Raw genomic sequence first — 13,722 nt, 5'->3', positions numbered from 1 at the left:
CGTAAATCGCGTGACCTTATGTCACGTTCCGAGAACGTGGAGACAGCAATGAACGCACCTTTGCGGCACCCAACGGAAGTCCAGCGTGGCTACATGAGCGGCTTCGCCAACGAATTCGCGACCGAGGCGCTCGCGGGCGCGCTGCCCGAAGGCCGGAACTCGCCGCAGCGCTGCGCCTATGGCCTGTACGCCGAGCAGCTTTCGGGCACCGCGTTCACCGCGCCGCGCTCGCACAACCGCCGCACGTGGTTCTACCGGATCCGCCCGGGCGCCGTGCATCAGCCGTTTGAGCCGGTCGCCTCGCGCCTCGCCGTGAGCGGCGCGCCGCGCCTTGTCGCCGATTTCGGGGGTGTGCCGCCCACGCCGCCCAACCAGCTACGCTGGGACGCGCTGCCCATGCCCGCCGAGCCCACGGATTTCATCGACGGCTGGGTGACGATGGCGGGCAACGGCTCGGCCGCTTCGATGAGCGGCTGCGCGATCCACCTCTACGCCGCGAACCGGCCGATGGTTGACCGCTTCTTCTACAACACCGATGGCGAACTGCTGATCGTCGCGCAGCAAGGGCGCCTCGCCATCCGCACGGAGATGGGCCGCCTCGACGTCGAGCCGTTCGAGATCGCGGTGATCCCGCGCGGCGTGCGCTTCACTGTCGATCTGCCCGATGGCGAAGCACGCGGCTATATCTGCGAGAACTTCGGCGCGCTGTTGCGTCTGCCGGATCTGGGTGTGATCGGCTCGAACGGCCTCGCGAATCCGCGCGATTTCCTGACGCCCGTCGCCGCCTATGAAGACCGCGAAGGCGATTTCGAACTCGTCACGAAACTGAACGGCCAGCTCTGGCGCGCCGACATCGGCCACTCGCCGCTCGACGTGGTGGCGTGGCACGGCAACTACGCGCCCTACAAGTACGACCTGCGCCGCTTCAACACCATCGGCTCGATCAGCTACGACCATCCCGATCCGTCGATCTTCCTCGTGCTGCAGTCGCCCACGGATACGCCGGGCGTCGACGCGATCGACTTCGTGATCTTCCCGCCGCGCTGGCTCGCCGCCGAAAACACGTTCCGGCCGCCCTGGTATCACCGCAACGTGGCGAGCGAGTTCATGGGCCTCGTGCACGGCGTGTACGACGCCAAGGCCGAAGGCTTCGTGCCCGGCGGCGCGAGCCTGCACAACTGCATGTCGGGTCACGGGCCTGATGCCGAGACCTTCGAGAAAGCCTCGAACGCCGACACGACGAAACCGCACAAGGTCGGCGACACGATGGCCTTCATGTTCGAGACCCGCACGCTGATTCGCCCGACGCGTTATGCGCTCGAAACGAGCCAGTTGCAGGCGCATTACTACGAGTGCTGGCAAGGGCTCACGAAACACTTCAATCCGGAGCAGCAATGATCAGCACCATCACGGACGAACTCAAGGCGACGCTCGATCCCACGCGCAAGAGCTGGGTCGAGAGCGCGAACGACGCCCAGTGCGACTTCCCGATCCAGAACCTGCCGTTCGGCGTGTTCTCCGATGCAGGTAATGCGCAAGCCCGCGTGGGCGTGGCGATCGGCGACCTCGTGGCCGACCTCGCTGTGCTGCACGAGACGGGGCTGCTGCGTTTGCCCGCGAGCGCGCAGCAGGACGTCTTTGCGCGTGCGGCGTTGAACGACTTCATCGCGCTCGGCCGCGATACGTGGCGCAGCGTGCGCGTGCAGCTTTCGTCGCTGCTCGCGCGGGAAACGGCCACGCTGCGCGACGACGCGGCATTGCGCCAGCGCGCGTTCGTGAAGCTCGGCGATGCAAAGCTGCATCTGCCCGTGCAGATTCCAGGCTACACCGACTTCTACTCGTCGAAGGAACACGCGACGAACGTCGGCTCGATGTTTCGGGATCCGAAGAATGCGCTGCTGCCGAACTGGTCCGAAATGCCGATCGGCTATAACGGCCGCGCTTCGTCGGTGGTGGTGAGCGGCACGCCGGTGCGCCGCCCGAACGGCCAGTTGAAGCTGCCGGACCAGGAGCGTCCGGTGTTCGGCGCGTGCCGCAAGCTCGATATCGAGCTGGAAACGGGTTTCATCATCGGGCGCGGCAATGCGCTCGGCGAGCCGATCGCGTGCGAGGACGCCGAGGACCATATCTTCGGCATGGTGCTGCTCAACGACTGGAGCGCGCGCGACATCCAGCAATGGGAATACGTGCCGCTCGGGCCGTTCAACGCGAAGACCTTCGCTTCCACGATCTCCCCGTGGGTCGTTACGCTCGACGCGCTGGAGCCGTTTCGCGTCGCGCAGCCGGCGCAGGAGCCGCAGCCGCTCGAATACCTGCGCCACGAAGGCGATCATGCGTTCGATATTTCGCTCGAAGTGCTGATGCGCCCCGAGGGCGCTCAAGAAGCGACGACCATCGCGCGCACGAATTTCCGCCACATGTACTGGTCGATGGCGCAGCAGCTCGCGCATCATACCGTGGCGGGCTGCAACACCCGCGTGGGCGACCTGATGGGTTCGGGCACGATCTCGGGCCCGACGCCGGACTCGTTCGGCAGTCTGCTCGAACTCACGTGGAACGCGAAGCATCCGCTCGAACTGAAGGGCGGCGGCACGCGCGGCTTCATCGAAGACGGCGACGAGCTCACGCTCGCGGGCTGGTGCCAGGGCGACGGTTATCGCGTGGGCTTTGGCGCGTGCGTCGGCAAGATTCTGCCTGCGCTGAAGTAACCGCCTGGTAGTCTGACAAGCAAAACGGCCGATGCGCCTTGAAGGCGTATCGGCCGTCATTCGTTTGCGAAGCCGCTATGCGCGAGCTTGCGCCAAACCTCGCGAACGCTCCCAGCGCAGCGCGCCGAGAAACACGAGCGCGCCCGCGAACAGCACCCACAGCATCGCGTCGCGGCCCGCGTGCTCCATCAGCGCGCCGGTGACGATCGGGCCGCCGAAGCTTGCCGCGCTCCACGCAGCGCTGACGAGAGCGCTCGCGGAAACGAGCGCGACGCCCTCGAAACGCTCGCCGCACGCGACGATCGCCAGCGTATAGATGGAACCCGCCGCCGCGCCCAGCACGAAGAGAAGCGGCCAGCGCAGCCACGGCGTATCGACGACGAAGGGCAGCAGCGGCAGCAGCACGGCGACGATCACGCCCATGAGCGCATGCACGCGCTCGCGGCCAAGCCGGTCGGCAAGCCAGCCGATGGGGAACTGCATGATCGTGTCGCCGAGCAGCACGACCGAGGCGAACAGCACGGCCACTTCGCTGCTGATGCCATGCCCCATCGCGAAGAGCGGCAGCAGCGAGAGCGCGAGCGTGTCGAACAATGCGAAAAACCCCGTGGCGATGATGAGCGCGGGCATTTTCGGCATCACGTGGCGCCAGCTTCCGTGCGGCTCGTGCATGTCGGTTTGCTGCGGACTCGTGCGGATCGCTGCGAGCATCGGCAGCGCGATGAGAAAGATCGCGCCGCAGATCGCGAAGCGCCATGCCGTGTAGCCGGCGATCTGGCTCACGAGCACGGGGCCCGACATCTGGAACAGCGTGAACGTGGTGGCGTAGATGCCGATCACGCGGCCACGGTTAGAGTCGTCGGCGAGTTCGTTGACCCACGCTTCGCCGATCGTGAAGAGCAGCATGAGCGCGGCGCCGCAGAGCATGCGCAGCACGGCCCACAGCCACAGGTTGTCGCTCGCCTGCATCAGCGCGGTCGCGGCGGCCACGCTCAGCACCGAGCCGACGATCACCTGGCGCGAGCCGAAGCGTGTGGAGATCCATGCCGTGAACGGCACGACGGCGAGGCCGCCCAGCGCCTGGGCGGCCGTGAGCAGGCCGACGATGGCGGTGCCGTAGCCGGCGTCGGTGAGGGCGAGGGCGGTGAGCGGGAGCGTCGCGCCGGAGCCGAGGCCAACCACGGCCACGCTCAGGATCAGCGCGAGAAAGTCGCGGGTGAGGACGGTTTTCATCGGGCGAGATGCTACTACGGCGCTGCCTCGAGCAGGCAGTCCCATGCCCTGTTAGCGGTTTATCAAGCGCAGGAAGCCGGCCCGGAAACCGCCACGCGGCGGCGCGCGCGCCGGTCGATCTGCGCCGAAACCAGCGTGAGCGCGAGCGCCGCGAACGCGGTGGCCACGCCCACCCAGGGCAGCGCCGTGAGCGGCGCGCCCGCGCTGATCGCCACGCCCCCGATCCACGCGCCACCCGCGTTGCCGAGATTGAACGCGCCCTGGTTGAGCGTGGAGGCGAGGTTGGGCGCGTCGCTCGCGCGGTTGACGATCAGCATCTGCAGCGGCGGCACGATCGCGAACGCGAGAATGCCCCACACGAAGATCGTCGCCATGGCCGCGATCGGGTCGTGCATCGTCGCAGAGAACACCGCGAGCACCACGGCGATCATCGCGAGGAACGTGAGCAGCGAGCGCATGAGCTTCCAGTCGGCGAGCTTGCCGCCCAGCGTACTGCCCACCGTGAGGCCAAGGCCGAACAGCAGCAGCACGAACGTCACTTCATGCGGCGAGAAACCGGTGACGTCTTCGAGAATCGGCGTGATGTAGGTGAACACCGCGAAGAGGCTAGCCGATGCCAGCACGCTCATGCCGAGCACCATGAGCACCTGCGGGTTCTTCAGGACGCCGAACTCATGCACGAGGCTCGCCTTCTGCATTTCGATCTTCGCGGGCAGGCACACCTGCAGCGCCGCCGCCGCGAGAATGCCGATGGCCGTCACTGCCCAGAACGTCGTGCGCCAGCCGGCGATCTGACCGAGCGCCGTGCCGAGCGGCACGCCCAGCACGTTGGCGAGCGTGAGGCCGGTGAACATGAGCGCGATGGCCTGGGCGCGGCGGTTCGGCGCGACGAGGCCGGCGGCGACCACCGAGCCGATGCCGAAAAAAGCGCCATGGCAGAACGCGGTGACGATGCGCGCGGCCATCAGGATCGCGTAGTTCGGGGCGAGCGCGCACAACAGGTTGCCGACGATGAAGATGCCGATCAGGCGCATGAGCGCCTGCTTGCGCGGCACGTTGGCAACGGCGATGGCGACGATGGGCGCGCCGATCGTCACGCCGAGCGCGTAGGCCGAGACGAGCATGCCCGCCGCCGGGATCGACACGCTCAGGTCGCGCGCGACGTCGGGCAAGAGGCCCATGATGACGAATTCGGTGGTGCCGATGCCAAAGGCGGCAACGGCAAGAGCGAGGAGGGGAAGGGGCATGGCGTGGATTCGGCGCAGTCCGGCGACGCGCTCGAGCACGAAGCCGATTTATTTAAGTCGACGCGGAATTGTACTGAAACCGGACACACCGCATACGTTGCGCATTTCAACACTGTGGGGGAAAACAACAGGGGCGTCAGGGCGCCGGGCGCGTGGGCGGTTCGTCGAGCGGTTCGCCATGGCGGCCCGCGCCCGCCGCGAAGCGCGCCGCGAGCGCGAGCCCTTCTTCGAGCACCGCGCGATAGCCGCACGCGCCTTCGCGGCGCAGCGCCTCGGCCATGTCGGGCAGCATGCTGTGTTCGAGCGCGGAGCGGCGGTCCGCGAGCAACGCGGCTTGCGGAAACGCCGCGAGTTGCGCGGCGAGCTGCCCGGCGGCCTCGCGCGCGCAGCCCTTCGCGACCACGCGATTGGCGAGACCGAACGCGAGGGCTTCCTGCGCATCGACGGTGCGGCCCGTGAGGATCAGATCGAGCGCGCGCGAAAGGCCGATCAGGCGTGGCAGACGCACCGTGCCGCCGTCGATGAGCGGCACGCCCACGCGGCGGCAGAACACGCCGAGCACGGCGTCTTCCTCGACCACGCGCAGGTCGCACATCAGCGCGAGTTCGAGGCCGCCCGCAACGGCATGGCCCGCAATCGCGGCGATCACGGGCTTGCTGAGCGACATGCGCGTGGGGCCGAGCGGGCCGGGGCCGCTGCCGTCCGCGTGAATCTCGTTGCGGCGTGCGGGGTCGGCGAGCGCGGCGAGGTCGGCGCCCGCGCAGAACGTGCCGCCCGCGCCGTACAGCACGCCCGCGAGCCATGCGGGATTTTCTTCGAAGCGCGTAAAGGCGGCGGCGAGCGCATTCGCTACGGGCCGGTCGATGGCGTTGCGCCGCGCGGGACGATCTAGCACGAGAATTGCTACACGATTTTGCGTTTCGATGCGGACGTGTTCGCCGAAGGTTTCGATGGTCATAGGCTCCATCCTCGATGCGCCCCGCATTCGTCATAAAAATTTCATGGTCCATCCGTAGCTTAAGCCGGTTTAATTGCCCGAGCCACGCTATCTCTCGCACGCATGCAATCGACGTCCATGTCCAGCATCACCTCCGTTCCGGATTCCTCGCCGTATCCCGCTTGTGGACCCTTCTGGAGCGTCCCGTTGCCCGAGCACGACGCGTACGACCACGTGCGTTTCAAGCGCGTCTTCACGACCGACGGCACGCGCCATGTCGTCGTGATCGTCGATCTGCACAAGCTGCTGCTCTGCGCGGACCGCGACGATACCGATTACGTGCTCAAGCCCGTGGACGACTGGCATAGCGGCAAGGTGCGCGGCATTCGCGAATTTCTCGACCCCGGCAACGAGCGTGTGCCGCAGATGCCCTACGTGACGATCAGCAGGCGACGCGTGGCGGGACTGGCCGGCTGGTTCAGACTCGCGCACGAGGGCGTGGTGGCGTTTCGCAACGGCCAGCACCGCGCGCGCTATCTCGCGTGGGCGGGGGCCTCGTGGCTGCCTGTGGAAGTGCACGAGCGCGAAGCGGCCTTGCTGCGCGAACTCTGCGGCGCGGGCGACCTGGATTTGCTGGTTCCCGTCGACGGCCATTCGCCCAGGCGCTGATGCACCACTGCGCGCGACGCGCATGTTCACAAACAACGGGCGCACCAACGCGGTGCGCTTCGTTGTTTGTTTATGCCACGCTCAGCGGGCGCGCCGGCGTGTCAGGAGAATTCGCCGACAACGATGCGGGGTTCGTCGCGCCTGTTGCGTTGTGCGCGTGTTCGAAATGCTGGACGGTGTAGTCGACGAAGCGGCGCGTCTTCGCGGGCAGATACTGGCGGCTCGGATAGACGATGGACATGCGCGCTTCCGGGTCGTCGATATCGTAGTCGGGCAAAAGCCGCCGCAAGGTGCCCGCGCTGAAGTCGTCGGCCACGAGCGGCGCTGGCACGACCGCCACGCCCATGCCGGCCAGCGCCGCGAGCCGCACCATCAGCATGTTGTTGACGGCGTAGCCTGGCTGCAGCGTGACCTGCCTCGCCCGCTCGCCGGCCTTCGCGAACTGCCACGTCGCGCTGCGCTCCTCGGGAGGCAGCGCGACCGCCGCGCACTGCGCGAGCTGCTCGGGCGTATGCGGCTCGCCGTGTTCGGCGAGCCATGCGGGCGCCGCGCACGGCACGAACGTCGTGGTGCCGAGCGCGCGCGCCACGCACTCGCCGTTGCGCGCGGGCGTGGCGCCGACAATGCCCACGTCGAAGCCGTCTTCCACGAGATCCACGGGCCGCTCGGCGAGCGTGAGCCGCACGTTCACGCGCGGATACAGACGCCGGTAGCCGTCGATGAGCGGCGTGAGCGTGGCGAGCGAGAGCGCGCCCGCGGCCACGACGCGCAGCGTGCCGCTCGGCTCGCTTTCCGTGTGCGCGAGCGAGCGCTCCAGATGATCGAGTTCTTCGAGCACGCAACGGCAGCCTTCCAGATAACGCAGGCCCGCCTCGGTCAGCGCGAGATTGCGCGTGGTGCGATTGATGAGGCGTGTGTTCAGGTGCGCCTCGAGCATCGCGACGGAGCGCGTGACGAGCGCGTTGGAGACGTCGAGCTGCTGCGCGGCGCGACGAAAGCTCTCGGTTTCCGCAACCCTGACGAAGACGCGCATGGCGTGGATCTGATTCATGTGTAGCCTCGTATGCTCGGTGCATGGACCGGTTGAGGGGCGCTGCGACTGCTGCGAAGCGGGGGACCGAAGCGGTGAGTCGCGTTGTTCCGTGCGAAATACCTCGAATGGACGGGCGCGGCAAACTAACAAAAATAATATTGACAGTCCCGGAGAATTACAATATCTATCTCAACACGCACCAGCATTTCACACTTGTAAAAGGTTCATTAGTTCCAATAGTTCGAATGGAATCAATGAATGAGGAATGCATTGCGCGATTTTTGCATCATGTGATTTTTGTGCATTGCGGATAGATTTTCTGGGCGTTTCATGCAGGCGGCGAGCCCGTGGCGGCTATGTCAGATTCATAACGGATGCATCTTTGCGCATGGTGAATTGTAGATCATTAGATTCCGTGAATTCGTCGTAATTCACCAGCCGGCAATAAGCGCGCATTGATTCTTTTGTTGTGTGAAAGAATTGTTGCAAATGGGGGAATTGCGGCCGGCAATTTCCATTGCATGTTATTTAATGTGCATTACCACGCGTTTTTCGAGCAAGCTTTCGGGCTAACTAAAACGTAAATCGGCAGAGCAGATATGATCGTCGAATTGCTGAAGTCGCAACCCGAGATTGCCCTGTTCGTGAGCCTCGCGCTCGGTTATCTGATTGGTTCCATCCGCTTCGGGCCCATCTCGCTCGGAGGCGTGTGCGGCACGCTGATCGTCGCGCTCGTGCTCGGCCAAACCGGCGCGCGCATCTCGGCCGACCTCAAGAACATCGCCTTTGCGCTCTTCATCTTCGCGCTCGGCTTCACGGGCGGTCCGCAATTTTTCGCGAACGTCGGGCGCGGCTGGCGCTACGGTCTCCTGTCGATCGTCGAGATCGTTTCGGTCATGGCGCTCATCATGATCGCGGTCGTCGTGATGAAGCTCGATGCGGGCACGGCGGCGGGCCTGCTTGCGGGCGCGGCCACCGAATCGGCCGTAATCGGCACGGCTTCCGAGGCGATCACGCGGCTTGGTCTCGCCGACGCCCAGGTGAGCGCGCTGCAGGCGCACATCGTGACCGCGTACAGCGTGAGCTACCTCTTCGGCCTCATCACCATCGTGCTCTTCACGAGCCAGATTGCACCGCTCATCCTGCGCGTGAATCTGCGCGATGAGGCCGCGCGCCTGTATCGCAAGCTAGGCGGCGACGGCGCGCTCGACGAAGGGCAGCGGCTTGCGCTGCCGCCGCTCGTGGGCCGCGCGTTCAAGGTGGGGCCCGCGGCCGGGGCCGCCGTCGCCGGCTTCGAGGCACGCTTCGGCAACAACGTCACGATCGAGCACGTGCTGCGCGACGGACGCCAGCTCGACGCCGCCGCGCAGACCGTGCTGCAGGCGGGCGACATCGTGCTCGTCGCCGGGCGCCGCGAAGCCGTGATCGAGGCCGCGCGCAGCCTCGGCGAGGAGATGCCGGGCGAGGGCTTGTTCAAGCTGCTCGCCAAACGCGTGGACGTGATGATCACGCAGCGCGACGTCAACGGCCTCACGCTTGCGCAAATGCGCGAGCGCGCCTCGCCGGAAGCGGGCCGCGGCATCTATGTGGGCGCGATCACGCGGCTCGACACCACGGTGCCCGCGCTGCCCGGCACGGTCGTGCATCGCGGCGACGTGCTCACGCTGGTCGGCACGCCCAGCGACGTCGCGCGCGGCGCGAAGCGCCTTGGCTACGTGATCCAGCAGACCCAGAAAACCGACTTCGTCTATCTGGGCCTGGGCGTGCTGGTCGGCATGATGATCGGGCGCTTCGGCGTGACGATGGGCGGCATCACGCTCGCGCTCGGCACGGGCGGCGGCTGCCTGCTCTCGGGCCTTTTCTTCGGCTGGCTGCGTTCGCATTTCCCGGTGGTGGGCTCGCTGCCCTCGGCCGCCGCGCAGGTGCTCAAGGACTTCGGTCTTGCCACCTTCATCGCGGCCGTGGGGCTTTCCGCGGGCCCGGACGCCATCAAGCTCGTGCGCGAGTACGGTCTCGCGCTGCCGTTCGCCGGCATTCTGATGGTGCTCATTCCCGGGCTCCTCTCACTCTGGATCGGGCACATGTTCCTCAAGCTCGAAGCGCCGATGCTGCTCGGCGCGATTGCAGGCCAGCAGTGCAGCACGCCGGCAATCAGTGCGCTCGTCGGCGTAGCCGGCAACTCGACTCCGGTGATCGGCTACACGATCACGTATGCGCTGTCGAACATCCTCTTGCCGCTCATGGGCCCGGTGGTGGTCGGGCTCGCGGCGAAGTTCGGTTGATTGGTCAAGCTGATGATTTTTGGCTGGCGTTTCTTGCTGGATCTGGCCGGCGTTGATTCGAGCTTCCCGGCCATCCCGGCAGCAACGGACGGTTCTTTCCCAAAGCGAGGACACGATGGAATGGCTACATGACATCTTTCACAAATCCCCGGAAATCGCCCTATTTCTCTCCCTGGCCATTGGCTACTGGATCGGCCAGATCAACTTCGGCAAGTTCCAGCTAGGCGGCGTAGGCGGCTCGCTGCTCGCGGCTGTCGTGGTGAGTCAGGTGGGCGTGACGGTCGACAACGGCGTGAAGTCGGTGATGTTCGCCGTCTTCATCTACGCCGTGGGTTACGACTCGGGCCCGGGCTTCTTCAACTCGCTCAACCGCAAGACGTTGCGCGAAATCGCCATGGCGGTGTTCATGGCGCTGGCGGGTCTCGCCACCGTGCTCATCTGCGCGAGGCTCTTTCACCTCAACAAGGGCCTCGCGGCCGGCCTCGCCGCGGGCGGCATGACGCAGTCGGCCATCATCGGCACGGCCGGCGACGCCATCGCGCGTCTGGGACTTCCGCCCGACCAGGTGAAGGCCATGCAGGCCGACGTCGCCATCGGCTATGCCGTGACCTACGTGTTCGGCTCGCTCGGCGCGATCATCGTCTGCGTGAACATCCTGCCGAAGTTCATGGGCCGCAGCCTCAAGGACGCATCGGCGGACGCCGAGCGCGAGATGTCGGGCGGCACCCCCGTCACGGGGCCCGGCCAGATCACGGCGCTGCCCGAGTTGTTCGGCCGCGTGTTCCGTGTCGAGAATGCGGCGGGCAAGACCGTCAAGCAGATCGAACTGGCCGAGAGCGACTTCGTCGCGGTGGAGAAAATTCGCCGCGCGGGGAAAATGCTCGACGCCACGCCCGACTTCGTGCTGAGCCGCGACGACATCGTGCTGGTAGTGGGCCGCCGCGAGCAGATGGTCGAAGTGGGCGCGCTGATCGGGCCGGAAGTGCCAGACTCGGGCGGCATGAGCCTCGTGATGCAAACGCGCCAGCTCGTCTTCACGAAAAAAGGCATGAATCACACGACGATTGCCGAGGTGCGCAAGAACGTGGACCGCGATCTGCGTCATGGCGTGTACATCGAGAAGATCGAGCGCGTGGGCCAGCCCGTGCCGCTGCTGCCCGAAACGAAGCTCGAGCACGGCGACGTGGTGACGGTCTACGGCACGGCCACCGACACGAAGCGCGCCGTGCAGGCCGCCGGTTATGAACTCGCGTACAGCAACAAGACCGACTTCATCTACATGGGCGTGGGCCTCGTGCTCGGCTTGCTGGTGGGTCTCGTCGTCGTGAACGTGGCCGGCATTCCGCTCACGCTCGGTTCCGGCGGCGGCTGCCTGCTCGCGGGTCTTGTGTTCGGCTGGATGCGCGGCAAGCATCCGATGTACGGCGTCATGCCGCCTGCCGCTTCGCAACTGCTCAAGGACTTCGGGCTGGCGGCGTTCGTGGCGGTGGTGGGGCTGAACTCGGGCCTGCAGGCCGTCGTGACGATCAAGCAGAGCGGCCTCACCATTTTCCTGCTCGGCGTGGTGGTGACGATCGTACCGCTCATCCTCACCATGCTGTTTGGCCGCTACGTGCTCAAGTACAACAACGCCGCCATCCTCGCGGGCGCGCTCTCCGGCTCTCGCAGCGCGAACCCGGCTTTCGGCGGCATTCTCGACAAGGCGGAAAGCGCGGTGCCGACCGTGCCGTTCGCCATCACCTACGCGATCGCGAACGTGCTGCTCACGCTGCTCGGGCCGCTCGTGGTCGGTCTTGCATGACATGAACCCCATGTGCGCCGCGCGAGGAAGCGACAAGCGCGCGGCACACGCAACGTCTTCCAATGGAGAACACCATGGCAACGAAAGCGAAGGGTAACGGCACGAAGGAAAAGTCGGGTCTCGATGCACTGAGCCCGTTCGAACTGAAGGACGAACTCATCAAGGCCGCCGGCGGCGGCGCGGCCGAGCGCCCGGCCAATCTCTCGATGCTCAACGCGGGCCGCGGCAACCCCAACTTCCTCGCCACCATTCCGCGCCATGGCTTCTGGCAACTGGGCCTCTTCGCCATGCGCGAATCGGAGCGCTCGTTCGCCTACATGCCCGAAGGCGTGGGCGGCTTCCCGCAGCGCCCCGGCATTGTCGAGCGCTTCGATCAGTTCCTGCGTGAGAACAAGGGCCAGGCCGGCATCGATTTCATCGGCGGTGCGGTTTCATACGTGCGCGACCAACTGGGCCTCTCGGCGGGCGACTTCCTCTATGAGATGTGCGAAGGCATTCTGGCCTGTAATTACCCGGTGCCGGACCGCATGCTCAAGCTTTCGGAGATCATCGTTGGCCAGTATCTGCGCCGCGAGATGATCGGCAAGCATCCGTTCGTCGGCGAGTTCGACGTGTTCGCCGTGGAAGGCGGCACGGCGGCCATGACGTACATCTTCAACACGATGCGCGAGAACTTCCTGATCAAGAAGGGCGACACGATTGCGCTCGGCATGCCGATCTTTACGCCCTACATCGAGATTCCCGAGCTCAACGACTACGAGCTGAACGTGGTGCATATGAACGCCACGGTGGAGAACAACTGGCAGTACTCGAAGAAAGAACTCGACAAGTTGCGCGACCCGAAGGTGAAGGCGTTCTTCCTCGTGAACCCGAGCAACCCGCCTTCCGTGAAGCTCGACGACGCGAGCCTCGAATACATTGCCGAGATCGTCAAGGAGCGCCCGGATCTCATCTTCCTCACCGACGACGTGTACGGCACCTTCGCCGACAACTTCGTCTCGCTCTTCGCGCTCGCGCCGAAGAACACGATTCTCGTGTACTCCTATTCAAAATACTTTGGAGCGACCGGCTGGCGTCTGGGCGCCATCGCGACGCACCGCGACAACGTCCTCGATCATCTGCTCGCAAAGCTGCCGAAGGAAGAGAAGAAAGAACTGCACCACCGCTACGAGTCGATCACGACGGACCCGGACAACCTCAAGTTCATCGACCGTCTGGTGGCGGACAGCCGCACCGTTGCGCTCAATCACACGGCGGGTCTCTCCACGCCGCAACAGGTGCAGATGGTGTTGTTCTCGCTGTTCTCGCTGATGGATACCCCCGACGCATACAAGAATGCGCTCAAGCGCCTGATTCGCAGCCGCAAGCGCGCGCTTTTCGAAGCCATGGGCGCGACTTACGACGAAGACGATCCGAACCAGGTCGACTACTACACGATTCTCGATATGGAGTACCTGGGCGAGAAGCGCTTCGGACGGGATTTCGTCGACTGGCTGCTTAAGCAGGTGAAGCCGAACGAACTGTTGTTCCAGCTAGCGGCCGAGGCGCGGGTCGTGTTGCTGCCGGGGAAAGGCTTTGGCACGGCGCATCCGTCGGGCCGCGTGTCGCTCGCGAACCTCAACGAGTCGGATTACCGCAAGATCGGCCGTGCGGTGGCCAGGCTGACCGAGGCGTACGTGCAGCGCTATAACGAGGCGACCGGCAAGAAGATCGATACGGCTGCAGTGCAGAAGTGAGCGCAGGCGGCGCGCAGCCGCCCGTTGTGAGGCTGTCTGAAGTCCGGGCCGCATCCGGCGTGGTTGGCCGGGTGCG

Annotated in this window: 10 protein-coding genes; 6 read left to right on the top strand and 4 right to left on the bottom strand. The window is 65.5% G+C overall.

Annotated features, from left to right (window positions below):
- The first annotated feature begins 48 nt into the window (after nucleotides 1-48).
- Nucleotides 49-1,398, top strand: coding sequence for a homogentisate 1,2-dioxygenase (gene hmgA, locus U5768_RS12460; protein ID WP_322030700.1), 1,350 nt, complete (start codon nucleotides 49-51; stop codon nucleotides 1,396-1,398).
- Entirely contained in the window at nucleotides 1,395-2,708 is a 1,314-nt protein-coding gene (gene fahA, locus U5768_RS12455) for a fumarylacetoacetase (RefSeq protein WP_322030699.1), read from the top strand. The genes hmgA and fahA overlap by 4 nt, the downstream gene beginning before the upstream one ends.
- A gap of 75 nt (nucleotides 2,709-2,783) precedes the next feature.
- Here fahA and U5768_RS12450 read toward each other — a convergent pair whose 3' ends face one another.
- From U5768_RS12450 to U5768_RS12440, 3 genes are all read right to left on the bottom strand, one after another.
- Nucleotides 2,784-3,941 (bottom strand): MFS transporter, encoded by a 1,158-nt coding sequence (locus tag U5768_RS12450; RefSeq protein ID WP_322030698.1) that lies wholly within the window; start codon nucleotides 3,939-3,941, stop codon nucleotides 2,784-2,786.
- Nucleotides 3,942-4,003: 62 nt separating this feature from the next.
- The gene (locus U5768_RS12445) at nucleotides 4,004-5,188 is read right to left on the bottom strand and encodes an MFS transporter (protein ID WP_322030697.1); all 1,185 of its coding nucleotides are present in this window, start codon (nucleotides 5,186-5,188) and stop codon (nucleotides 4,004-4,006) included.
- Nucleotides 5,189-5,324: 136 nt separating this feature from the next.
- Nucleotides 5,325-6,146: a crotonase/enoyl-CoA hydratase family protein gene (locus U5768_RS12440; protein ID WP_322030696.1), complete on the bottom strand. Its 822-nt coding sequence runs from the start codon at nucleotides 6,144-6,146 to the stop codon at nucleotides 5,325-5,327.
- Between the two features lie 117 nt (nucleotides 6,147-6,263).
- On the opposite strand from U5768_RS12440, the gene U5768_RS12435 reads away from it, so the two are divergent.
- Nucleotides 6,264-6,794, top strand: coding sequence for a plasmid fertility inhibition factor family protein (locus tag U5768_RS12435; protein ID WP_322030695.1), 531 nt, complete (start codon nucleotides 6,264-6,266; stop codon nucleotides 6,792-6,794).
- Nucleotides 6,795-6,864: 70 nt separating this feature from the next.
- On the opposite strand, the gene U5768_RS12430 is transcribed toward U5768_RS12435, so the two are convergent.
- Complete coding sequence (locus tag U5768_RS12430; RefSeq protein ID WP_322030694.1) at nucleotides 6,865-7,845, bottom strand: LysR family transcriptional regulator; 981 nt, start codon at nucleotides 7,843-7,845, stop codon at nucleotides 6,865-6,867.
- A 581-nt stretch (nucleotides 7,846-8,426) separates the two neighbouring features.
- Between U5768_RS12430 and aspT (U5768_RS12425) the strand changes: the two genes are divergently transcribed.
- The 3 genes from aspT (U5768_RS12425) (at nucleotide 8,427) to U5768_RS12415 (ending at nucleotide 13,646) form a co-directional block, all read left to right on the top strand.
- Nucleotides 8,427-10,109 (top strand): aspartate-alanine antiporter, encoded by a 1,683-nt coding sequence (gene aspT, locus U5768_RS12425; RefSeq protein ID WP_322030693.1) that lies wholly within the window; start codon nucleotides 8,427-8,429, stop codon nucleotides 10,107-10,109.
- A 115-nt stretch (nucleotides 10,110-10,224) separates the two neighbouring features.
- Nucleotides 10,225-11,910 (top strand): aspartate-alanine antiporter, encoded by a 1,686-nt coding sequence (gene aspT / locus U5768_RS12420; protein ID WP_322030692.1) that lies wholly within the window; start codon nucleotides 10,225-10,227, stop codon nucleotides 11,908-11,910.
- A 74-nt stretch (nucleotides 11,911-11,984) separates the two neighbouring features.
- Nucleotides 11,985-13,646: a bifunctional aspartate transaminase/aspartate 4-decarboxylase gene (locus U5768_RS12415; RefSeq protein ID WP_322030691.1), complete on the top strand. Its 1,662-nt coding sequence runs from the start codon at nucleotides 11,985-11,987 to the stop codon at nucleotides 13,644-13,646.
- Nucleotides 13,647-13,722: the final 76 nt, after the last annotated feature.

The sequence above is a fragment of the Paraburkholderia sp. J76 genome (assembly GCF_905220295.1).
Classification (GTDB): Bacteria; Pseudomonadota; Gammaproteobacteria; order Burkholderiales; family Burkholderiaceae; genus Paraburkholderia.
The sequence above is the reverse complement of the archived record's forward strand: the minus strand, read 5'-3'. Positions and strand labels throughout refer to the sequence as shown.

Excerpts from the sequence above, each read along its gene's own strand:
- U5768_RS12435 (WP_322030695.1), top strand. The coding sequence starts at position 6,264 with ATGTCCAGCATCACCTCCGTTCCGGATTCCTCGCCGTATCCCGCTTGT.
- aspT (WP_322030693.1), top strand. The coding sequence starts at position 8,427 with ATGATCGTCGAATTGCTGAAGTCGCAACCCGAGATTGCCCTGTTCGTG.
- fahA (WP_322030699.1), top strand. The coding sequence starts at position 1,395 with ATGATCAGCACCATCACGGACGAACTCAAGGCGACGCTCGATCCCACG.
- aspT (WP_322030692.1), top strand. The coding sequence starts at position 10,225 with ATGGAATGGCTACATGACATCTTTCACAAATCCCCGGAAATCGCCCTA.
- U5768_RS12440 (WP_322030696.1), bottom strand. The coding sequence starts at position 6,146 with ATGACCATCGAAACCTTCGGCGAACACGTCCGCATCGAAACGCAAAAT.
- hmgA (WP_322030700.1), top strand. The coding sequence starts at position 49 with ATGAACGCACCTTTGCGGCACCCAACGGAAGTCCAGCGTGGCTACATG.
- U5768_RS12430 (WP_322030694.1), bottom strand. The coding sequence starts at position 7,845 with ATGAATCAGATCCACGCCATGCGCGTCTTCGTCAGGGTTGCGGAAACC.
- U5768_RS12415 (WP_322030691.1), top strand. The coding sequence starts at position 11,985 with ATGGCAACGAAAGCGAAGGGTAACGGCACGAAGGAAAAGTCGGGTCTC.
- U5768_RS12445 (WP_322030697.1), bottom strand. The coding sequence starts at position 5,188 with ATGCCCCTTCCCCTCCTCGCTCTTGCCGTTGCCGCCTTTGGCATCGGC.
- U5768_RS12450 (WP_322030698.1), bottom strand. The coding sequence starts at position 3,941 with ATGAAAACCGTCCTCACCCGCGACTTTCTCGCGCTGATCCTGAGCGTG.